A 22,138-nucleotide genomic window follows, 5' to 3' on the forward strand; every position below is an offset into this window, starting at 1 on the left:
AATATTGAAAGCGCTTCATCAAATGCGGAAGGAGTGTTAGAATTGGTACAAAATAAGTGGAATGAATCAGATGCAAGGAAATTTGAAGGATTGGGGGAGCTGGTGTACCGTTCCAATTTGATCGGAAGCGACCGTTCCGTTTGCAACTGGGGCGGCGGGAATACATCGATGAAAACGACTGTTGAGGATTTTCGCGGGCGTCCGGTCGAAGTGATGTATGTCAAAGGCAGCGGATCAGACCTTGCCACCATGGGAGAGCATAATTTCACGGGCTTGCGAATGGATGATATCCGGCCGCTTATCGAGAGGGAATCGATGACTGATGAAGAGATGGTTGCCTACTTAAGCCAATGCATGATCGATGCAAGCCATCCGCGTGCTTCGATTGAAACATTACTGCATGCGTTCCTACCGTTTAAGCATGTCGACCACACACATCCCGACAGCATCATCAGTCTGTGCTGTGCGGACAATGGACAGGAAATCGCCAAGGAGATTTTCGGAAGCAGGTTCGTATGGGTGCCCTATATCCGTCCTGGGTTCACACTTTCCAAGATGATAGCTGAAGCAGTGGCTGCGAATCCGGAGGCTGAGCTTGTATTGATGGAAAAGCATGGATTGGTTGTCTGGGGAGATACAGCAAAGGAGAGCTATGATCGCACGATTGCTGTCATCAATGAAGCGGAAAGCCATATCAGTCAGAAACAATCCGGGGCCAAAGCCTTCGGCGGGGAAAAGGTTTCCGCTTTGAATAAGGAAGAACGGCATAAGCTGATCACGAAGGTGATGCCAGCTATCAGAGGAGCCGTGAGCGGAGAAAAGAAAATGATCCTCAGCTTCGATGACAGTGATGATGTGCTGGAATTCGTGAACAGTGAACAGGCACAGCAGCTGAGCCAGGTAGGTGCTGCTTGCCCGGATCACCTTGTGCATACAAAGCGGACGCCTTTGTATATTGAATTCGATCCAACTGCGGACAATGCGGATGACCTGCTGCAGAAAGTGGAAACAGGCATCCGGGGCTTTGCCGATGATTATCAAGAGTATTTCAAGCGCCATGCATCAGAGGGGGATGTCATGTTCGAGCCTGTGCCAAGAGTCGTCCTGATTCCTGGCGTCGGAATGGTCACGACAGGCAAGGACAAAAAGGCCGCTGATATAAGTGCAGCCTTGTATCATCGCGCCATTGCCGTAATGAAGGGAGCTGCTGCACTGGGTGACTTCGTGTCACTGTCCGAATCGGAATCGTTCCAGGTGGAATATTGGCCATTGGAGCTGTATAAGCTGTCCCTGGCTCCGCCGGAGGCAAGATTCAGCCGCTCTGTCGTTCTTGTCACTGGCGGAGCAGGCGGCATCGGCAGTGCAACATTGCGTGTTTTCCTCGAAGGCGGCGCCCATGCTGTTGTGACGGATATCAATATCGAAGGAGCAGAAAAGGTTGCCCGGGAGCTTAACGATACCTACGGTGCAGGACGTGCGATTGCCGTCAAAATGGATGTGACCGATGAAGCAGCGATCGCAGAAGCATTCAAGACGGCTGTACTTCAGTATGGAGGAATCGACCATATCGTCAATAATGCAGGGCTTGCAACGAGCAGTCCTTTCGATGAAACGACATTAAAAGAATGGCAGCTAAATATGGATGTATTGGGTACAGGGTATTTCCTGGTTGCCCGTGAAGCCTTCCGCTTGATGAAGCAGCAAGGAATCGGCGGCAGCATGGTGTTCGTAGGGTCGAAAAACTCCGTCTATGCAGGGAAGAATGCTGCGGCTTACAGTGCGGTGAAGGCGATGGAAATGCATTTGGCCAGATGTATTGCTGCAGAAGGCGGCAGCTATGGCATTCGGGTAAACGGTGTCCTGCCTGATGCCGTGCTGCAAGGCTCGGCGATTTGGGGATCCAAATGGCGTGAAGAGCGAGCCGCTGCTTATAATATTTCTCCAGATGATCTGGAGGAGCATTATCGTAAACGGACGACATTGGGTGTCAATATTTATCCAAAGGATATTGCGGAATCAATTGCTTTCTTTGCCTCGGATGCAGCATCGAAGACGACTGGCTGCATGATTACGGTCGATGGCGGCGTGCCGGCTGCCTTTACTAGATAGGGGGCTATCAGATGCATATTGCAGTCGATATTGGAGCATCAAGCGGCCGGCTGGTCACTGGCGAACTGACAGAGGGGAAGCTCGTCATACAAGAGATTCACCGGTTTGCGAATGGCTATCAGAAACAAGGAGCTTATCAATGCTGGGATATTGATCATCTCGAGGAACAGATTTTGCGTGGTTTACAAATTGCCAAACAGAATGGCATCCATTCCTGCACGCTAGGGATCGATACATGGGCAGTGGACTACGTGCTGCTTGGGAAGGATGGTGAGCGATTGCGTGAGATGATCGCTTACCGGGATTCCCGGACGGATGAAGTGATGGAACAAGTGTGGAAAAGGGTGCCAAAGCGAGATGTCTACCGCAAAACTGGCATCCAATTCCAGCCCTTCAATACAATCTATCAGCTGTTTACGGAAAGCGAGGAGCTGATCGGGAAGACCGAAACTGTGCTGCTTGTGCCGGATTATCTCCATTACCGGCTGACCGGCGAAAAGGTGATGGAAGCGACCAATGCTTCCACGATGCAATTATTGAATCCGCTTACACGTGATTTCGATGAAGATTTGCTTGCTTTGACCGGTTTTCAACCAGATCAGTTTGCACCGCTGATTGAAGCTGGTACCGTCATCGGGGAAATCAAGGAGACCCTGCGAACGCAATATGACCTGCCCGCATGCACTGTCATCGCTGTCGCAACCCATGATACGGCATCTGCCATTGCTGGTGTGCCTGCAGCCGGACAGGACTGGGCCTATCTTAGCAGCGGCACCTGGTCCTTGATCGGGACAGAGAGAAGCGAGCCTATCTTAGGCGACAGCAGCTTGGATAAGAATTTCACGAATGAGTGGGGAATAAACAAAACTTACAGATATTTAAAAAATATCATCGGCATGTGGATGGTTCAGGAGATAAGAAGGCTATATCCGGTGGATTATAATTTTGGTGAGATGGTCGAGGAAGCGAGCCGGACGGACTTGGAGCAGGTGCCTTCCGTAGATCTGAATGACAAAAGGTTCTTGAAGCCGGATAATATGATCGAGGAACTGCAGGACTACTGCCGTGAAACGAATCAATATGTGCCAAGCACCATCGGAGAGCTGAGTTTTACGGTTTATCATAACCTGGCCATGCTTTACAGGGAAGCTTTGGAGGAGCTGGAGCTGCTGACAGGAACAAGCATACACACATTGCACATAGTCGGAGGCGGTTCCCGGAATCAGGTGCTCAATCAGCTGACAGCCGATTACAGCGGCTTGCAGGTAATCGCCGGTCCTACAGAAGCGACAGCGCTCGGTAATCTGATCGTCCAAATGATAGCCGCAGGGGAGCTGGATTCCTTGGAAGCAGGCAGGCGGCTTATCCGTGCCTCCTTCCCTGTGGAAACCTATCTGCCGGATAAGAAAAGGAGGAAGGTCCATGATTCGAAAAGCTAGTGTGATGTATGTGTATCGGGATAAATTCGATGAGTATAAAAAACGCCATGATAAGCTATGGCCGGAGATGGAGCAAGTGCTGAAGGGGCATGGCGTCAGCAACTACAGCATTTTTCTGCACGAACCGACTGCGATGCTGTTTGCCTATCTGGAAGCGGAATCCGAGGAAATGCATGCGAAAATTGCAGAGACGGAAGCCTGTCGCCGATGGTGGGCATACATGCAGGATATCATGCAGACAAATCCCGATGATAGTCCGGTCAGCGAGACGATGAAAGAGGTATTCCATTTAGATTAAGGGGGAAGACAGATGACAGTGATCAAAGCGTTTGAAATGGCAAAATCAGTATACGAATCAGCAGGTGTCGATGTCGAAGCAGCATTGGCAAAATTGAAAACGATACCAATAAGCATTCACTGCTGGCAGGGTGACGATATCGGCGGTTTTGAAGTGCAGCAGAATGAACTGTCAGGCGGTATCGATGTAACTGGAAATTATCCAGGGAAAGCGACGACACCCGAAGAGCTGCGCTCCGATCTTGAAATGGCGCTTCGCCTCATTCCGGGTAAGCATCGCATTAACCTGCACGCCATCTATGCAGAGACAGATGGCCAGCATGTCGAGCGTAATGAAATAAAGCCCGAGCATTTCCGCAATTGGGTAGAGTGGGCGAAGCAGCATGAGCTGGGGCTGGATTTCAATCCAACTGTCTTCTCGCATGAAAAAGCTGCCGACGGTCTGACACTTGCCCACCCAAATGAAGAAATCCGACAATTCTGGATCGAGCATTGTATCGCTTCACGCAGGATCGGGGAATATTTCGGCAAAGAACTAGGTACGGCAAGTCTTACAAATATCTGGGTCCCTGATGGATATAAGGATGTGCCGAGTGACCGCCTGACGCCAAGGGAACGTCTGAAACGCTCACTCGATCAAATATTTGCTGTCGAAATCGATGAAAAATATAATATCGATGCTGTGGAAAGCAAATTATTCGGCATTGGCTCCGAGTCCTATGTCGTCGGATCCCATGAATTTTATATGGGTTATGCGCTGACTCGAGGCAAGCATCTGCTGATGGACACCGGGCATTATCATCCGACAGAAATGGTTTCCAACAAGATCAGTGGCATGCTGCCATTTACCGATAAAATTGCCTTGCATGTTTCCCGGCCGGTCCGCTGGGACAGTGACCATGTGGTGACGTTCGATGATGAGCTGAAGGAAATTGCACTTGAGCTAGTCCGGAACCGAGTACTTGATAATATCCGCATCGGGCTTGATTTCTTTGATGCCAGCATCAATCGCGTTGCTGCTTGGGTGATCGGGACACGCAATATGCAAAAGGCACTGCTGTATGCACTTCTCACGCCTCATGAAGAGCTGAAGGACTATCAGGAGAAAGGGCAATTCACGGAAAGGCTCATGCTGATGGAAGAACTGAAAAGCTACCCATTCGGCGCAATTTGGGATTACTTCTGTCAGGAAATGCAAGTACCCCACGGAACTGCCTGGTGGCAGCATGTCAAAGAGTATGAAAGAAATGAAATGGCACGCCGGTAACACGCCAGATTATGCTACACTATAATCAAAACGTGGTAAAGGCAGGAAAAGGTATGTTAGTTGCAGAAAGACAAAGGAAGATCGTCGAGCTGGTCAACGAACGGGCAAGCGTCCGGGTCACCGAGCTTAGCTCCCTCTTCCATGTGACCGAGGAGACGATACGGCGCGACCTCGAGAAGCTGGAAAAGGAGCAGCTGCTCCATCGCAGTCATGGCGGAGCTGTGCGGATCGAAGAAGGGGCAACGGAGATTGCGCATGAAGCACGCGAAGTAATGCATATGCAGGAAAAGCAAGCGATTGCCAAAGCGGCAGTCTCCGATATCCACACCGGGGAACGAATCATTCTCGATGCCAGCACGACAGCATGGTATATGGCAAAAGAATTGCCGAATATGCCGCTGACGATCATAACCAACAGTATCAAAGTGGCACTTGCCTGCAGTACAAAGGATCAGATCCGTGTCATTTCGCTCGGCGGACAGCTGCTGTCAAAATCATTATCCTATGTCGGACCGCTGACGGAGAGATCATTGACGACCTATTATGTAGATAAAACTTTCCTTTCGTGCAAGAGTGTCCATCTCGAGCATGGTTTGAGTGACTCGAATGAACAGCAGGCGATCGTGAAGAAGCAAATGATCGAGATAGCGGAACAAACAATCCTCCTGGCCGATTCCAGTAAATTCGGCAAGCGTGCTTTCGCCACAATCACCGGTCTGGATAGGATTTCGAAGGTCTACACAGATACAGGGATAGATTCCATCACAAGCAACCATTTTGAAAAACAGAACATCGAGTTCCAAGCCGTGAACTAATCACCGACCCCGCAGGATTAAGCTTGCGGGGTCGCTAAGCATGGTATGAGGAATAAAATAGCATTTATCCCTCTGAACTCGTTGATTTTTGTAAGCGCTTGAATTGCTGAAATCCTAACCGGATCTGAAAGCGGTTATTGCATCAGCGACCCTCGGAGGATAAGAAGCCTCCGCTTATGGATTCTCTGCTTTCGACGTCCATCTTGAAAGGTTGTCCTTAATGGACAGCCTTTTTGGTTTGCAAACAAATCCCTATCTTATCCACTGCCTATCGATATCCCTTCGAAAGTATAATATAACCATGGGATTTTTGTTGATAAAGCAATACGAATCCTGTATTCTCTTATTTATTGTGACAAAAAAATCGATTTTTTCTTCTTATTAAGAGAGATGGAGGGACTGGCCCGATGAAATCTCGGCAGCGGAACTTTATGATGAAGTTGCTGTGCCAACTCCAGCAAGCCGAGGCTTGATAGATAAGAAAAGTGCCAGGATGCCTCTTCTTGCTTGTCAAGATGGGGCCTTTTTTGAGAGGAAAAACGGACAAGACTTGTCGCTTTTATTTTTGGAGGTGGAATGATGAAGAAAGGAAATCCATGGGCGCTGATCCCATTTGTTGTTTTTTTGATTTTATTCATTGGTTCAGGGGTCATTACAGGTGACTTTTATGCGTTTCCTGTCTTAGTGGCGATTGTCATTGCAGGTGCTGTCGCTCTTGCTATGAATCGGAAAGAATCATTTTCGCGGAAGGTTGACATCTTTTGTCAAGGAGCAGGGAACTCCAATGTCATGCTGATGGTCATTATCTTTCTTTTGGCTGGTGCCTTTTCAGGGGTGGCAGAGGGCATGGGTGCAGTAGACTCCACTGTAAACTTTGCGTTAGCATTTGTACCGCAAAACCTGCTTGTCGTGGGCTTATTCATCATAGCCTGCTTTATCTCCCTGGCAATGGGTACCTCGGTGGGTACGATTGTTGCGCTGGCTCCAATCGGAGTGGGGATAAGCGAACATACCGATCTTTCGATGGCGCTGGTAATGGCTGCGATCATTGGCGGTTCCATGTTTGGTGATAATTTATCCTTTATCTCGGATACAACCATTACTGCCGTACGATCACAAGGTGTTCAAATGAAGGATAAATTCAAGGTGAACTTTTGGATTGTCCTGCCGGCAGCTATTGTAACGAGCATCATCTTAGGCATTATGACAATGGGTGAGACGGCTCAAGTGGATCATGGAAGCTATAGCTGGGTAAAAATACTTCCTTACATTCTGGTTATTGTCTTTGCATTATCTGGAATGAATGTTTTCCTTGTTCTGGCGTCTGGTGTTGTTTTAGCTGGAGCAGTTGGCTTGGTTGATGGCAGCTATCATGTAATGGATCTTGTGCAGACGATGGGCGGAGGAATGGCAGATATGTATGAGATTGCTTTCCTTGCAATACTGATAGCAGGAATGGTAGAGGTCATTAAATATAACGGCGGAATCGATTACCTGCTTCACCTTTCAACACGGAGGATTAAATCGAAAAAAGGTGCTGAATTCAGCATTGCCGGTCTGGTTGGAGTTACTGATTTATCTACGGCCAATAATACAATTTCTATATTGATCGTAGGTCCGCTCGCTAAAAACATTGCGGATCAATACGGGATCGATCGGCGAAAGACCGCAAGTATATTGGATATTTTCTCCTGTGCGATTCAAGGTCTTTTGCCATATGGCGGCCAATTACTGGCGGTTGCCGGTGTGGCTGGTATATCACCAGTCAGCATTTTGCAATACTCCTTCTATCCTATCCTCATCGGTGTCTGCGGAATCATCGCTATCCTTATCGGATACCCGAAGAAGAACAGCTGAAAAAGTGGACCGCACAGCAGCAAGGCTGTGCGGTTTTTTATGCAAGGAATTTCGGATTGAAAAGAAGGCTGGAATGGTGACGGGAATGGATGGAATGAGTGGATCTGGGTGCAATCAGTTGTCATCCGATCGGATTTCTGGTTTGCAGGTACGGCATTTATCGGACAGCCGAAAACGCCTTTTATTAACCATAATTTTATTATGTAAACCATCTTTGTCGATTTTTTCTCAAAATTATGTCTTTCATATAGCCAGCAGAAGAAACTCTGTGATACTATTTTACTTATGTAAAGAAAAAGCGTAATGGAGAGAGACAGATGAAGGTAGCAAAATTTGGTGGTAGTTCAGTAGCAAGTGCGGAGCAGCTCCGCAAAGTAGCACAAATCGTGAAAGCCGATCAAGAGCGGAAGTTCATCGTCGTTTCTGCACCGGGTAAACGGGATAAAGCAGATACGAAGGTGACGGACTTGCTGATTGCAATAGGCGAGGCGCACAACAAAGGGGAAGACGTCAGTACACAGGTGGAAAAAGTACTATCGCGTTTCCGATCCATCGTCGAGGAATTGGAGCTTGATGATAACCTTATCGGACAGATAGCCGATCATCTGGATGGAATCCTGTCCGATGCAATCCCTGCCGTGAACAAGATGGATGCATTGAAGGCGGCGGGGGAAGATTCCCTTGCAAAAGTATTCAGTGCATATCTTCAGAAATTAGGTGTCGAAGCTGCCTATGTGAACCCTCAAGAAGCAGGTTTGCTTGTGAGGGAGGAATTGGGAGGAGCAAGGATACTTGATGAGAGCTTCGAGCTTTTATATAAACTTCGTGATCGGGAAGGGGTGCTTGTCATCCCTGGTTTCTTTGGCTATACGAAGGAGGGGAAACTTGCCACTTTCCCTAGAGGCGGTTCGGATATCACCGGCTCCATCGTGAGTGCAGGCGTGAAGGCTTCCTTGTATGAAAACTTTACAGACGTGGATAGTGTTTATAGTGTGAATCCGAATATCGTGGAGAATCCTAAAGAAATCCACACATTGACGTATCGCGAAATGCGGGAGTTATCTTATGCAGGCTTCTCTGTCTTCCATGACGAAGCACTGATTCCGGCATTCCAAGCTAAAATACCGGTATGTGTGAAAAATACGAACAATCCTTCCGCACCCGGAACGATGATAGTTGCGGAAAGGGAAGTATCGGGAAATCCCGTCATAGGCATTGCGAGTGATACAGGCTTCTTGAGCATCTATATCAGCAAATACTTGATGAACCGGGAGCTTGGTTTCGGCCGGAAGCTATTGCAGATTCTCGAGGAAGAAAACATTTCCTTTGAGCATGCTCCATCCGGTATCGATGATATGAGTGTCATCCTCAGGGAAAGCCAGCTGCCGCCGGATAAAGAAGCAGTGGTCGTCCGCCGTCTCAAAGAGGAACTGAAAGCCGATCAGGTGTCCATCGACCGCGATCTTGCGATGATCATGATCGTCGGGGAAGGGATGATCGAAACAATCGGTGTTTCCAGTACAGCCACAAAGGCTTTTACCGATGCGAATGTGAATATCGAAATGATCAACCAAGGTTCCTCTGAAGTATCTTTGATGTTCGGTGTCAAAGCCCATCAGATCAATGAGGCTGTACAATCATTGTACAAAGCATTTTTCCAGGATTAAAGAATCCGGACAGCGCCTAAAATGGCGTTGTCCGGATTTTCCTTTTTATTTTTCCCAGCGGGAGCTGAAGCCCGGCATAATCCTTGATGCCTTTTTCGGATACGAGCTTCAATAAGTGCGCGAAAATCTCAGCGGTCATCTTCGCATCTGCCAGTGCGTGATGGCGCTCCAGCTGCTGGACTTGGAAGCGGCTGATCAAGCTGTCCAGACGGCTTTGCCTTTTTTTGAAAAACATCCGCGCCAGCATCTGCGAATCAAGTGTGTAACAGGACAATGGCGGAAGCTTATACAGCTTCAGCATCGTCTGGATGAACCGGATATCGAAAGAAGCTGGATGGGCAACAAGGATGGTATCCTTGCTGTAATCCAGGAAACGCTCCATTGCCTCGGGGAATGATGGTGCTTCTTCTATCTTGTCGGGATCCAGCTTGGTCAGCTTGATGATTTTCTTTGGTGTCTTCAGCAGCGGCTTTGTCATTTGATAGAATTCATCCTCTGATTGAATGACATTTCCCTTCATGCGAACTGCTCCGATCGAGAGGATTTCATGTCCCAGATCAGGGAACAGTCCAGTCGTTTCCAGGTCAAAGACGGTAAAATCCTGTTCTTCGAAAGGTACATTCCGAAGAGAAGGAGCCGGACGATAATCAGTGAGCTTTTCATACAGCCGCTGGTGGATGCGGGTATTGATATGCGCTTTTCTTTTTACGTGCATGGTAACTTTTCCATAGAGTATATAACGGAAAAGCTGTAAGTCGATCATCATCCGTTCACCCTATTTCTATTAAGTCTCAGCTCGAGCCCCTGCTGCATTCCTTTGGCAGCAGCTAAAGCATTTTTCAGCGTTTGTTTCTCTGACTTATCCAAATCCTTCACGGAAATGCGCGTGGAAAGCGGCTCGCCGGCCTCGAGCTGCTGCAGGTTCAGCTTCAATCGGAAAAGAAGCAGTTCATGCAGTGCCTGAGCGGCAGTGGCGCTGTCATTTTTGGACATATGATGATTGGAAGTCAGGGCATGAAGCCGGCGTATCGTGTGCACATCTTCGACTCCATAGCCTACTGCGTATATCCTTACAGCGTTCACGATCTGCATCATGGCGGATTGTTTCAGATTCAGATGCCGATTCCTCGTGCTGGTGGAAATACGGCCGAAAGCTTGCAAAGGGACGCGAATTTGGAGCGTATCACGAATCAGCATCGGCTGTAATCTGGATGCATGCTGCATGGCAAGGGTCAATTTCCTGCGCAGTTTGAAAGCTAGATCGAAGTCCCCGTAAACAGGACGGAAATCGATGAATATAGTGAAATCACGTACCTCCTGGGCATCCAGATTTCGCAGCCAATCATCGATCGTTTCAAACCATTGGGAGAGGGAATGCCGCCATTTCTGTTCCTTGGCCATGATCCCTCCGCTGCAAAGAGGGAAACCGCAGGCATCCAGCATATGGTTGATTTTTTCTGTCAATCTTTCGAAATAGACTTCTATTTCTTCTTTATGCTTCAATTCCTTGTAATCATCAAGAATGATCCCGTTGTCTTGGTCTGTGCTGAAACCTTGTTCCTTCCTGCCCTCGCTCCCCATGACAATGAAGCAATAGTTGATTTTTGGACGGCCATAGCCTTCCATGACCATTTCCCTTTCTGCCAGCTGGATAATCTGACGATGCAGGCGATCGTTATAGCTGGAAATCAGTTCGGCGATATCATAGCCATACATCCGCTCGTCCACAAGCTGCCGAATGAATGATTGGAATTGTTTATTGTTCACTGGGCTCAGGCTGGCCAATGTTTCAATTGAATCCGCATTGGCAACCCTGTAAGTGAGCTCGAAATAAACACTGTTCGAGACGCTCAATAAAGAGGATTGCCTGATAAAGCCGACGACCCGGTTCCGGTGCAGGACAGGTATGGCGGCGGCAGGGTGATGTTTCAGATACGATAGGGCATCATAAATGAAGTCATGTTCCTGGACGAAAAAATAGTCCTTGTTCATGATTTGCTCCACCGGCGCATCCAATCTGCCATTTTTCAAAGCATCGAATATTTGACGGTAGCCGATCATCCCTTCGATTTCCTGCTTGTCGCGGCTTACGGCAATTCCTTCTGTTTCGGCATTTTTCAGGAGTTCCGCTGCTGCGTAGACTGTTTCTTCCGGGTGGATGAAAACAGGACGCTCCATGAAGCTGGATACCCTTTTCTTATAAAGGGCAGGTTCCGTTCGATCAGTCAAATCGCTTGTCTTGTATTTCACTTCCTCATATAAGCTTTTCATCAATTGACTGATTCTCTCCAGGATTGCTTGGGAAAAGCGAGAGTCCTGCTGCATCGTCTGCTGGAAGCTGGCCTTGGGAAAGACAATCGATTTTGTTTTTTCGGATGCCTGAACGGCGATTTGCATCTCGCCCTCGGTCAATAATGTCAAAAGACCTGCGAAGTCACCTGGATAATCATAGCGGACGGCTACTTGCTTCCCGTTGGCCTGATAAATGAAATTTTTTGCAACTCCTGCTACAAAATAGTGCACGTTGGTATGGGCGGTATCTTCATCCGCGCTGATGATGTATTCATTTATTTGGAATTCCTTTATTTCTGCCTGATCAAATAGACGGATTCTTTCTTGATCATCCAAAAGGGAGAAGGGCAGGGTATTGGCGTATAATTGAGCTAATTCTTTCAAGAATAAGTCACTCCTTGCATGTCAAAAATCTTATTATTGCTAATTTCTGCAGGGTGTTATAAGCTATATATGTGCAAAACTTTGCAGGATGTGATCATAGATGAAACAAATACTCATTATTGGTGCCGGAGAGGAAACAGTTCAATTAATCAAACTGTTCCAGCGGTCAGAGTCTTTCCGGATAGCCGGTATGGCCGTTAAAAGCCCGACCCCGATTATAAAATATCAAGCGGAACGACTGAATATCCCACTTTGGAAAGACCTGACGGCAGAATCGCTCGAGCAGGTCGACTTTGTGCTGGAAACCTCAGAAAGATTGTCAGATTATCTTGATCCGACAAACTGCAAGGCAGAGATCATATCTGGTCAAAGTGCACAACTGATGCTTGCATTCGCATCTAAAGAAGATACAGAGAAAACTTCTACATATAATAACCAGCAATTTCGCACCAAGACGCTGGAGTACTTGCATGAGGGGGTCCTGTGCATCGATCGCCAGGACGAGATTATGTATGTGAACGAAGCAGCTGAAAAACTGCTTGGCAGCAAGAAACCCCAGCTGATAGGGAAACCCATAGAAAATCTACTACCCGGTTCGAGGCTTCCTGAAACCATCCGGACAAGGGAGCGTTTTGTGGATGAACAGCTCATGCTTCCTTCCGGGATACAGATTGTCTATACCTGTGCCCCGCTTGAAAATGATCAGGGGGCAGTGACAGGAGCTTTCATCGTAATGAAGAAAACAATCGACATCGTTGCATTGGCGGAAAAACTCACCGATGTCCGGGAAGTGAAATCGATGCTGGAAGCCATCATCGATTCCTCGCAGGAGGCAATCAGCGTCGTCGATGAAAATGGCATCGGTTTGATCGTCAACCCTGCATACACGCGGCTCACCGGCTATACACCTGAGCAGATTGTCGGAAAACCCGCGGTGACGGACATCATGGAAGGGGAGAGCTTGCATATGCAGGTTCTCCGGACACGCAGACCGGCTGCAGGGGCCAGGATGCGGGTGGGGAAGCACGGCAAGGAAATGATGGTCAATGCAGCACCGATCATTGTGGACGGGAAACTGCGCGGCAGTGTCGGCGTCCTGCATGATATTTCGGAGCTGCATGAACTGCAGGATGAAGTGCAGCGCGCCCGCAAAATCATCCGCAGCCTGGAAAACAAATACACGCTTAAAGATGTGGTTGCCGATTCGGATAGCATGCAGGTGACACTCGAGCAGGTCAAATTCGCTGTCAGCGCGGACGCGCCTTGTCTGTTGCGCGGAGATGCCGGTGTGGGGAAAGGCATGTTTGCTGCCATCATACATAATGAGAGCAAAAGACGCCATCGGCCGTTCATCCGAATCGATTGTACAATCAGCGAAGAAGAGGCTTTGGAAAAACAGCTGTTTGGCTCCCTGCGCGGCAGTCACGCGATCGGGATGATCGAAAAAAGCGATGGCGGGACGCTTTTCCTTGACGATGTCGATAGGATGCCGCTCCGTATCCAGCAAAAGGTCTCCGACTTCATGGATACAGGAAAGCTGGAGCTTCCTTCCGGTAAATCGAAACAGGTGGACGTAAGGATCATTGTCAGCGCCCGTCATCCATTGGAAAGGGCAGTCTTCGAGAAAAGATTCCATGAGCCATTCTTCGAGAAACTGAAGCGGATCACGATTTACATTCCAAGCCTGGCAGAGCGGATGGAGGACTTTGACGGATTGTTATCCACAATTGTCCACAAGCAAAACCACTTGCTTCAGTCCTCGGTTCAATCCGTTTCTGCATCTTCAATCGATGTATTGAAAGAAAAGAAATGGACCCATAATGTTAAAGAATTGGAGGCGGTGATCGTTCGCGCGATGACGTTCATGGAGAAGACGGAGCATATCATGCAGCCAAAACATCTGCAGATTCCTTCATGCGATCCGCAATCAGGGGAAGGAACGCTGCAGGAGCAAGTGGAGATTCTGGAGAAACAGCTGATCGAATCTGCCTTGCGAGCGAACGATTACAATAAGAAAGCGACTGCCGATCAGCTTGGAGTGTCGATACGGAATCTTTACTATAAGATGGATAAATATAATTTTGATAGAAGTGGCATGCAAGATTTTTCATAACGGGGAAGGAAGAATGCAATGCATAAATTTACCGCTCTTGAAAAAATGGCAGCTGTAAAGCGAGGAAGTACGATAGCGATTGCGGCTGCCGATGACCCATCCATTCTTAAGGCAGTGAAGAAGGCGGCCGATCAGCAATTGGCATCATTTTTGCTATATGGGGATATAGATCGATTAAAACGCTTCATGCAGGAAGAAGCACTGGCAGAGGATAAAATCACCTGCGTACATGCTTCTACTGCTGACAGGGCCGCGGATATGGCGATCGAAGCATGGAAATCGGGCAAGGCCGATTTGCTGATGAAAGGCATTGTCAGTACGGACGTGCTGGCCGGCAAAATATTGAAGGACAAATCAATGTTCAAGTCCGGAAGCATCCTGTCCCAGCTGGCCATCTTCGATATTCCGTCTTATCATAAGCTGCTTTTCCTGACTGATGCGGGAATCAATATCGCGCCATCCTTAGAGGTGAAGCAAAAGATATTGAACAACGCCGTGACTATTTTCATGAAGATGCACCAATCAGAACCGAAAGTCGCTGCGCTTGCCGCCACCGAGAAGGTGAACCCGGCTATGCCGGCGACGACGGATGCCGCGCTGCTTTGTGGCATGCAGCAGCGCGGCCAGCTTCAAAATTGCCAAATAGATGGTCCGCTCGCACTGGACGTTGCCTTATCTGCCCAGGCTGCAGCTACCAAGAAAATCGATTCATTGGTTGCCGGAGATGCCGATATTCTATTGGTCCCGGAAATCGAGAGCGGAAATATGCTGTATAAATCATTCACCTACGCAGCAGGGGCAGTGAGTGCCTCCTTGCTCGTCGGAACAAAAACACCTGTCATCCTTACTTCCCGTGCGGACGACAGCACCAGTAAATATTATGCAATATGCTTCGCGCTAGCGGCAGCATCCCTTGCCTAGGAGGAACTTTAGATGAAAATCTTTGAAACATTGGAACAATATGATTATGAACAGCTAGTCCTTTGTCAGGACAAAGAATCCGGTTTGAAAGCAATCATCGCAATCCACGATACAACACTCGGTCCGGCTCTTGGCGGTACGCGGATGTGGACATACGCAACGGAAGAAGATGCAATCGTCGATGCACTGAGACTGGCAAAAGGCATGACGTATAAAAATGCTGCCGCAGGCCTGAATCTTGGCGGCGGAAAAACAGTCATTATCGGTGACCCGAAAAAAGATAAAAATGAAGCGATGTTCCGTGCATTCGGCCGTTATGTACAATCCTTGAATGGGCGCTACATCACAGCAGAGGATGTCGGTACGACAGTGGAGGATATGGAGCTGATCCATACGGAAACGGATTTCGTAACTGGAATCTCCGCTGAATCCGGATCATCAGGCAACCCGTCTCCGGTGACAGCTTATGGCGTTTACAAAGGAATCAAAGCATCTGCCAAAGAAGCCTTTGGTGATGATAGCTTGGAAGGAAAAACAATTGCTGTCCAAGGTATCGGGAATGTGGCATATGCTTTGTGTGAGCATCTGCATGCAGAAGGTGCCAAGCTGATTGTAACGGACATCAACAAGGAAGCTGTCCAGAAAGCTGTCGAAGCATTCGGGGCGACTGCAGCGGATCCGGATGACATTTACGGCGTGGAATGTGATATCTTTGCACCTTGTGCACTTGGTGCAGTAATCAATGATGATACATTGAAAGTGTTGAAAGCGAAAGTGGTTGCCGGAGCAGCAAACAATCAGCTGAAAGACGAACAGCACGGACAGATCCTGTTCGAGCGCGGCATCGTGTACGCACCTGACTATGTGATCAATTCCGGCGGTGTCATCAATGTCGAGGATGAATTACATGGCTATAACAGAGAGCGTGCACTCCGCAAGGTGGAAACCATCTATGACAGCCTTCAGCGTGTATTCGAAATCGCAAAGCGTGATAACATCCCGACCAGCCTGGCAGCTGACAGAATGGCTGAGGAAAGAATCGAAACGATGCGCAGATCCAGAAGCCAATTCCTGCGTAACGGCCATCATACATTAAGCAGAAGATAATGACGAGGGGGAAACCGCGTGCGGACAGCAGAAAACCGTATCCTAGCGATCAATCCAGGTTCTACTTCCACGAAAATTGGTGTGTTTGATGATGAGCATAACATTTTTGAACGAGTGATCCGCCATGATTTGGAAGATATCGGCGGCTATGAGAAAGTAATGGATCAGTATCAATTTCGGAAACAAATCATTTTGGATGCATTGGACTTCGAAGGTATCAATGTGTCCAAGCTGACTGCCGTCTGTGCACGCGGCGGACTGCTCCGGCCGCTTGAAGGCGGTACATACCGCGTGAACGAAGCGATGCTGGCCGATCTCAAGGCAGGCTATAATGGCGAGCATGCTTCCAACCTTGGAGGACTCATTGCGTATGAAATCGCAAGCAGCCTTCATATCCCAGCCTTCATCACCGATCCTGTCGTAGTCGATGAACTTGATCCGCTCGCACGGCTTTCCGGATTGCCTGGTGTGGAACGAAAAAGCATCTTCCACGCTTTAAATCATAAAGCAATCGCACGCAAAGCTGCAGCGGTGAAGGATAAGAGCTACGAGGAAGCAAATATAGTCGTCGTGCATCTTGGCGGGGGCATTACTGTCGGTGCACATCATCATGGCCGCGTCATCGATGTGAACAATGGCTTGAGCGGAGAAGGGCCATACACTCCTGAACGCGCCGGCACAGTTCCGGCAGGTGATTTGATCGAGCTGGCTTTAAGCGGAGAATATACAAAAGATGAATTGATGAAGATGCTCACGACCAAAGGCGGATTCATGGGTTATCTTGGCACAAACGATGGCCGGCTCATTGCCGACCGGATCAAGAAAGGTGACCAGGAAGCTAGGCACATCTTCGAAGGCATGGTTTATCAGACCGCAAAGGAAGTCGGCGCCATGGGCGTTGTCCTTTCAGGCGATGTCGATGCGATTGCAGTGACTGGCGGACTTGCGTATGATGATCTATTCATTTCGCTGCTGAAGGACAGGGTCAGCTGGATCGCGGATGTGCTGGTATATCCAGGTGAGAATGAGCTCCGCGCTTTGACAGAGGGTGCGCTTCGTGTCATGCGGAAAGAAGAAGCGGCAAAGGTATATGCCGTATAGGAGGCAGTAACAATGGTAAGAGAATATGACATTGTCATCTTAGGGGGCGGTACGGGTGGATACGTTGCCGCCATCCGTGCTTCCCAGCTGGGCTTGAAGACGGCGATCGTGGAAAAAGCAGAGCTCGGCGGGACATGCTTGCATCGTGGATGCATACCATCCAAGGCATTGCTGCGGTCAGCTGAAGTTTACCGGCAAACGAAGGAAGCAGCAGCTTTTGGCATACATACATCCGATGTAAGCCTGGATTTTGCAGGCGTACAGCAACGGAAACAAGCAATCATCGATCAGCTGCATAGAGGGGTGCAGCATTTGATGAAAAAAGGGAAAATCGATGTTTTCCAAGGATACGGCAGAATCCTCGGTCCATCCATTTTCTCTCCAACGGCAGGCACCATTTCCGTTGAATTTGCCGATGGAAGTGAAAATGAAATATTGCTTCCCAAGAATGTGGTCATAGCAACAGGTTCCTCGCCGCGATCGTTACCGGGCATCGATTTTGACGAGTCCAGGATCCTCAGCTCTGAAGGGGCATTGGCAATGGAAGAGCTTCCCGAAAGCATGACGATCATTGGCGGGGGTGTCATCGGTATCGAGTGGGCATCCATGCTTCATGATCTCGGCACCAAGGTGACCGTGCTGGAATACCAGGAGCGCATCCTGCCGACGGAGGACGAACAAATCAGCAAAGAAATGGTCAAGCAGCTCAAAAAGCGCGGCATTTCCATCCATACGAATGTGCAAGTGGAGGGTGCGGCAGCTGATGCCAGCCAAGTGACGGTCAAAGCGCGCATGAATGGGGAGGAGCAGGAATTCATCTCTGACAAAATCCTTGTCTCTGTGGGCCGTTCGGCGAATGTCGGGGATATCGGATTGAAAAATACAGATATCCAACTGACAGAGCAAGGCTTTATCCAGACGAATGATTTTTATCAGACGAATGAATCTCACATTTATGCGATCGGCGATTGTATCGGTGGTATGCAGCTGGCCCATGTTGCTTCCAGGGAAGGCATCATTGCGGTGGAGCATATTGCGGGTGAAAAGACGGAGGCTTTGGATTACAGCATGGTTCCTGCTTGTGTCTATAGCTATCCCGAAACAGCAAGTGTCGGGTTGACAGAGGCACAAGCGAAGGCGGAGGGCTATACAGTCAAGACTGGGAAAATGAGCTTCCAGGCGATCGGGAAAGCCTTGGTATACGGTGAGACAGAAGGATTCGTGAAGATCATCGCCGATGGGAAGACAAACGATTTGCTTGGGGTTCATATGATCGGTCCGCATGTGACGGATATGATCTCCGAAGCCGCGCTTGCCAAGCTGCTGGATGCAACGCCATGGGAAATCGGCCAGAGTATCCACCCGCATCCGACATTATCGGAAATCATCGGGGAAGCGGCACTTGCCGTCGATGGAAATCAAATTCATGGCTGAGATATTGAAGAAAGGGGGAGCGGCGATGTCAGAAACAAGACATGCTTCTCTTGGATTATCGGACGAAAAAGTATTGGAAATGTATAGATGGATGCTCCTGGCACGGAGAGTGGATGAACGGATGTGGCTCTTGAACAGAGCCGGCAAGATTCCGTTCGTCGTCTCCTGCCAAGGACAGGAGGCAGCACAAGTTGGTGCTGCGATGGCATTGGATAAGGATGTCGATTATCTTTTGCCTTACTACCGTGATTTAGGGCTGGTCATGCCATTCGGGATGACCGCGAAGGATCTTATGCTTTCGGCCTTTGCTAAAGCAGAGGATCCGAACTCAGGCGGGCGGCAGATGCCGGGCCATTTTGGGAAAAAATCCTCCCGCATCGTCACGGGATCCTCACCGGTTACAACACAGGTGCCGCATGCTGTCGGTTTTGCCCTGGCTGCAAAAATGGAAAAGAAACAGCTTGTCAGCTTCGTGACTTTAGGGGAAGGATCCTCCAACCAAGGTGATTTCCATGAAGGATTGAACTTCGCCGGCGTCCATAAACTGCCGGTGATCACAATGGTACAAAACAATAAATACGCCATCAGTGTGCCGCAGGAAAAACAGCTGGGCTGCGTCAATGTATCCGATCGGGCACAAGGATACGGTATGCCAGGCTTCACCATTGACGGTAATGATCCGCTGGCAGTGTATCAGACGGTCAAAGAAGCAAGGCAACGTGCATTGAACGGCGATGGCCCAACGCTCATCGAGGCAGTCGGATATCGCCTAACGCCTCATTCCAGTGATGACGACGATATGACTTATCGTGAAAAACAAGAAGTCGAGGAAGCACGCAAGAAGGATGGCGTGCTGACATTCGGGGCATATTTGCGTGAAACGGGTGTCTTGACGGAGGAATTGGAAAACAAAATGGAAGAAGAAATCAAACAAATCGTAAATGAAGCAACAGACTATGCTGAGCATGCCAAAGATCCGGAACCGGAATCCGCACTGCTTCATGTGTATGCCGATTAAGGAGGAAAAACGATGCCAGTAATGTCCTATATCCAGGCAATCACGCAGGCGATGCGTGAAGAAATGGAAGCAGATGAAAAAGTATTCGTATTAGGGGAAGACGTCGGGAAAAGAGGCGGTGTATTCCGGGCTACCGATGGACTGTATGATACATTCGGAGCGGAACGTACGCTTGACACACCGCTGGCGGAATCTGCGATTGCGGGAGTGGCAGTGGGTGCTGCCATGTACGGCTTGAAGCCGATTGCTGAAATGCAATTCGCTGATTTCATCATGCCGGCAGTGAACCAAATCATTTCAGAAGCGGCGAAGATCCGTTATCGTTCCAATAACGACTGGACTTGCCCGGTTACCATCCGTGCGCCTTATGGCGGCGGTGTGCATGGCGCCTTGTATCATTCTCAATCTGTGGAAGCGGTGTTCGCGAACCAGCCAGGCCTTAAAATCGTCATGCCGTCCACACCTTATGATGCAAAAGGCCTTTTGAAAGCAGCCATACAGGATCCGGATCCTGTATTGTTCTTCGAGCATAAAAGAGCTTATCGCCTCATCAAAGGTGAAGTGCCTTCTGAATCCTATACGCTGCCGATCGGTAAAGCGGATGTGAAGCGCGAGGGTTCTGATATCACCGTGATCACCTACGGATTATGTGTGCATTTTGCCCTGCAGGCAGCAGAGAAGCTTGCCGCTGAAGGAATCGAAGCGCATATCCTCGATTTGCGTACCGTTTATCCGCTTGATAAGGAAGCAATCATCGAGGCAGCCTCGAAGACAGGCAAAGTCCTGCTTATCACAGAAGACAATAAAGAAGGCTCCATCATCGGAGAAGTAGCAGCGATAATCGGTGAAAACTGCCTCTTCGATCTGGATGCGCCTATCCAGCGATTGGCTGCACCGGATGTGCCAGCGATGCCTTATGCGCCTAGTACAGAAAAATACTTCATGGTCAATCCAGCCAAAGTGGAAGCTGCCATGCGCGAATTAGCGGAATTCTAAACGAGGTGTAATGATGATGGAAAAAATAACGATGCCGAAACTCGGCGAGAGTGTAACGGAAGGCACAATCAGCACATGGCTCGTCAAACCAGGCGATCAAGTCAGCAAATACGATGCCATCGCGGAAGTGATGACAGATAAAGTCAATGCCGAAATCCCCAGCTCCTTCACGGGTGTGATCAAAGAATTGGTTGCAGCAGAAGGTGACACAGTCGAAGTAGGGGAACTGATCTGTACGATCGAAACAGAAGCATCACCAGAGAAGCAAGAAGCGGCTGATGCTTCACCTGCTCCGATGGAAACAGAATCAGACAATAGCAGTCCGGCTGCCGAAACAACGATGAAATCGCGTTACTCCCCTGCAGTCATGCGCCTTGCACAGGAGCATGATCTTGATTTGTCAACGATCACAGGCACCGGGAAAGGCGGGCGGATCACCCGCAAGGATGTCGAAGCGATCATCGCATCCGGTGAAAGACCGCAAAAGCAAGCAGAATCTGTGCAAACCGCAGCTGCAGTCCAATCTGCTGAACCGCAGAAGGCAAATGCAGCAGCTGAACGTACACAGACAGAAGCATCTGGCAATGCCATACCCGTTACTGGTGTCAGAAAAGCCATAGCCAATAATATGGTGAAAGCAGCAACGGAAATCCCGCATGCTTGGATGATGGTGGAGGTGGATGTCACCGATTTGGTTGCTTATCGCAATAAAGTGAAGGATTCCTTCAAGGAAAAAGAAGGCTATCCGCTGACATTCTTTGCTTTCTTTGTCAAAGCCGTCGCGCAGGCACTGAAGGAATTCCCGCAGCTGAACAGCTCTTGGGCGGGAGATAAGATCATCCAGCATGATGAAGTCAATATCTCGATTGCGGTTGCAAAAGAGCAGGAGCTATTTGTACCGGTCATCCAATCTGCAGATGATCTGAGTGTCAAAGGCATTGCTAAGCAGATTACGAACCTTGCGAAAAAGGCCCGCACCGGCAAACTGACGGCAGCTGATATGCAAGGCGGTACATTCACCGTCAATAACACAGGGTCATTCGGTTCGGTTCAGAGCATGGGTATCATCAACTATCCCCAAGCAGCCATTTTGCAGGTGGAATCGATCGTAAAACGGCCAGTCATCATCAATGATATGTTCGCAGCCCGTGATATGGTCAATCTATGCCTCAGCCTTGATCACCGTGTGCTGGACGGATTGATTTGCGGTCAGTTCATGGCAAGGGTGAAAGAGATTCTCGAGAACGTATCTGAATCGACAATGCCGATTTACTGAAGTTATAGAAATTGAAAGAGCCTGGAATTGCTGATACACTTGGAG

General features: G+C 48.8%; 17 protein-coding genes and 1 riboswitch. Of the genes, 15 read left to right on the plus strand and 2 right to left on the minus strand.

All coding sequences use genetic code 11. The annotated features are described in order from the left end of the window. Positions 1 to 42: 42 nt before the first annotated feature. The 7 genes from MHI54_RS16285 (at position 43) to MHI54_RS16315 (ending at position 9,451) form a co-directional block, all read left to right on the plus strand. Positions 43 to 2,109 (plus strand): bifunctional aldolase/short-chain dehydrogenase, encoded by a 2,067-nt coding sequence (locus tag MHI54_RS16285; RefSeq protein WP_340082028.1) that lies wholly within the window; start codon positions 43 to 45, stop codon positions 2,107 to 2,109. A gap of 11 nt (positions 2,110 to 2,120) precedes the next feature. Further along, positions 2,121 to 3,548, plus strand: a complete 1,428-nt coding sequence (gene rhaB / locus MHI54_RS16290) for a rhamnulokinase (RefSeq protein WP_340082029.1) — start codon at positions 2,121 to 2,123, stop codon at positions 3,546 to 3,548. After that, positions 3,532 to 3,846 carry an L-rhamnose mutarotase gene (rhaM, locus tag MHI54_RS16295; RefSeq protein WP_095215346.1) on the plus strand — a complete coding sequence of 105 codons (315 nt, stop codon included), beginning with the start codon at positions 3,532 to 3,534 and terminating at the stop codon, positions 3,844 to 3,846. The genes rhaB and rhaM overlap by 17 nt, the downstream gene beginning before the upstream one ends. Before the next feature lie 12 nt (positions 3,847 to 3,858). Further along, entirely contained in the window at positions 3,859 to 5,112 is a 1,254-nt protein-coding gene (rhaA, locus tag MHI54_RS16300) for an L-rhamnose isomerase (protein ID WP_340082030.1), read from the plus strand. A 53-nt stretch (positions 5,113 to 5,165) separates the two neighbouring features. Then, complete coding sequence (locus MHI54_RS16305; RefSeq protein ID WP_095215344.1) at positions 5,166 to 5,927, plus strand: DeoR/GlpR family DNA-binding transcription regulator; 762 nt, start codon at positions 5,166 to 5,168, stop codon at positions 5,925 to 5,927. A gap of 375 nt (positions 5,928 to 6,302) precedes the next feature. Further along, a riboswitch (SAM riboswitch) is annotated at positions 6,303 to 6,410 on the plus strand. Positions 6,411 to 6,506: 96 nt separating this feature from the next. After that, a complete protein-coding gene (locus MHI54_RS16310) occupies positions 6,507 to 7,784 on the plus strand; it encodes a Na+/H+ antiporter NhaC family protein (RefSeq protein ID WP_095215343.1) in 1,278 nt (425 codons plus the stop codon). A gap of 317 nt (positions 7,785 to 8,101) precedes the next feature. Further along, the gene (locus MHI54_RS16315) at positions 8,102 to 9,451 is read left to right on the plus strand and encodes an aspartate kinase (RefSeq protein WP_095215342.1); all 1,350 of its coding nucleotides are present in this window, start codon (positions 8,102 to 8,104) and stop codon (positions 9,449 to 9,451) included. Positions 9,452 to 9,467: 16 nt separating this feature from the next. Here the strand turns inward: MHI54_RS16315 and MHI54_RS16320 are convergent, their stop codons facing one another. Next, on the minus strand, positions 9,468 to 10,217 hold the full coding sequence (locus MHI54_RS16320) for a 3'-5' exonuclease (protein ID WP_340082031.1): 750 nt from the start codon (positions 10,215 to 10,217) through the stop codon (positions 9,468 to 9,470). Then, a complete protein-coding gene (locus MHI54_RS16325; RefSeq protein WP_340082032.1) occupies positions 10,214 to 12,127 on the minus strand; it encodes a DUF294 nucleotidyltransferase-like domain-containing protein in 1,914 nt (637 codons plus the stop codon). Before MHI54_RS16325 ends, MHI54_RS16320 begins: the two co-directional genes overlap by 4 nt. Before the next feature lie 100 nt (positions 12,128 to 12,227). On the opposite strand from MHI54_RS16325, the gene MHI54_RS16330 reads away from it, so the two are divergent. Genes MHI54_RS16330 through MHI54_RS16365 form a run of 8 tightly spaced genes read left to right on the plus strand, consistent with a single transcriptional unit; the run spans position 12,228 to position 22,093 of the window. Beyond that, positions 12,228 to 14,240, plus strand: coding sequence for a sigma 54-interacting transcriptional regulator (locus MHI54_RS16330; protein ID WP_340082033.1), 2,013 nt, complete (start codon positions 12,228 to 12,230; stop codon positions 14,238 to 14,240). An 18-nt stretch (positions 14,241 to 14,258) separates the two neighbouring features. Then, on the plus strand, positions 14,259 to 15,161 hold the full coding sequence (locus tag MHI54_RS16335) for a phosphate acyltransferase (RefSeq protein WP_340082034.1): 903 nt from the start codon (positions 14,259 to 14,261) through the stop codon (positions 15,159 to 15,161). A gap of 12 nt (positions 15,162 to 15,173) precedes the next feature. Beyond that, the gene (locus MHI54_RS16340) at positions 15,174 to 16,268 is read left to right on the plus strand and encodes a Glu/Leu/Phe/Val dehydrogenase (protein WP_340082035.1); all 1,095 of its coding nucleotides are present in this window, start codon (positions 15,174 to 15,176) and stop codon (positions 16,266 to 16,268) included. A gap of 18 nt (positions 16,269 to 16,286) precedes the next feature. Next, entirely contained in the window at positions 16,287 to 17,369 is a 1,083-nt protein-coding gene (gene buk, locus MHI54_RS16345) for a butyrate kinase (RefSeq protein WP_340082036.1), read from the plus strand. Positions 17,370 to 17,381: 12 nt separating this feature from the next. After that, the gene (lpdA, locus tag MHI54_RS16350) at positions 17,382 to 18,803 is read left to right on the plus strand and encodes a dihydrolipoyl dehydrogenase (RefSeq protein ID WP_095215335.1); all 1,422 of its coding nucleotides are present in this window, start codon (positions 17,382 to 17,384) and stop codon (positions 18,801 to 18,803) included. Between the two features lie 25 nt (positions 18,804 to 18,828). Then, a complete protein-coding gene (locus MHI54_RS16355) occupies positions 18,829 to 19,821 on the plus strand; it encodes a thiamine pyrophosphate-dependent dehydrogenase E1 component subunit alpha (protein ID WP_095215397.1) in 993 nt (330 codons plus the stop codon). A gap of 12 nt (positions 19,822 to 19,833) precedes the next feature. After that, the gene (locus MHI54_RS16360) at positions 19,834 to 20,817 is read left to right on the plus strand and encodes an alpha-ketoacid dehydrogenase subunit beta (RefSeq protein ID WP_095215334.1); all 984 of its coding nucleotides are present in this window, start codon (positions 19,834 to 19,836) and stop codon (positions 20,815 to 20,817) included. A gap of 10 nt (positions 20,818 to 20,827) precedes the next feature. Beyond that, a complete protein-coding gene (locus tag MHI54_RS16365; protein ID WP_340082037.1) occupies positions 20,828 to 22,093 on the plus strand; it encodes a dihydrolipoamide acetyltransferase family protein in 1,266 nt (421 codons plus the stop codon). Positions 22,094 to 22,138: the final 45 nt, after the last annotated feature.

Source organism: Terribacillus sp. FSL K6-0262 (genome assembly GCF_037977385.1).
Lineage (GTDB): Bacteria > Bacillota > Bacilli > Bacillales > Amphibacillaceae > Terribacillus.

Excerpts from the sequence above, each read along its gene's own strand:
- lpdA (WP_095215335.1), top strand. The coding sequence starts at position 17,382 with ATGGTAAGAGAATATGACATTGTCATCTTAGGGGGCGGTACGGGTGGA.
- MHI54_RS16305 (WP_095215344.1), top strand. The coding sequence starts at position 5,166 with ATGTTAGTTGCAGAAAGACAAAGGAAGATCGTCGAGCTGGTCAACGAA.
- MHI54_RS16330 (WP_340082033.1), top strand. The coding sequence starts at position 12,228 with ATGAAACAAATACTCATTATTGGTGCCGGAGAGGAAACAGTTCAATTA.
- MHI54_RS16355 (WP_095215397.1), top strand. The coding sequence starts at position 18,829 with ATGTCAGAAACAAGACATGCTTCTCTTGGATTATCGGACGAAAAAGTA.
- rhaM (WP_095215346.1), top strand. The coding sequence starts at position 3,532 with ATGATTCGAAAAGCTAGTGTGATGTATGTGTATCGGGATAAATTCGAT.
- MHI54_RS16310 (WP_095215343.1), top strand. The coding sequence starts at position 6,507 with ATGAAGAAAGGAAATCCATGGGCGCTGATCCCATTTGTTGTTTTTTTG.
- MHI54_RS16360 (WP_095215334.1), top strand. The coding sequence starts at position 19,834 with ATGCCAGTAATGTCCTATATCCAGGCAATCACGCAGGCGATGCGTGAA.
- MHI54_RS16340 (WP_340082035.1), top strand. The coding sequence starts at position 15,174 with ATGAAAATCTTTGAAACATTGGAACAATATGATTATGAACAGCTAGTC.
- MHI54_RS16315 (WP_095215342.1), top strand. The coding sequence starts at position 8,102 with ATGAAGGTAGCAAAATTTGGTGGTAGTTCAGTAGCAAGTGCGGAGCAG.
- MHI54_RS16320 (WP_340082031.1), bottom strand. The coding sequence starts at position 10,217 with ATGATGATCGACTTACAGCTTTTCCGTTATATACTCTATGGAAAAGTT.
- MHI54_RS16335 (WP_340082034.1), top strand. The coding sequence starts at position 14,259 with ATGCATAAATTTACCGCTCTTGAAAAAATGGCAGCTGTAAAGCGAGGA.
- rhaA (WP_340082030.1), top strand. The coding sequence starts at position 3,859 with ATGACAGTGATCAAAGCGTTTGAAATGGCAAAATCAGTATACGAATCA.
- MHI54_RS16365 (WP_340082037.1), top strand. The coding sequence starts at position 20,828 with ATGATGATGGAAAAAATAACGATGCCGAAACTCGGCGAGAGTGTAACG.
- rhaB (WP_340082029.1), top strand. The coding sequence starts at position 2,121 with ATGCATATTGCAGTCGATATTGGAGCATCAAGCGGCCGGCTGGTCACT.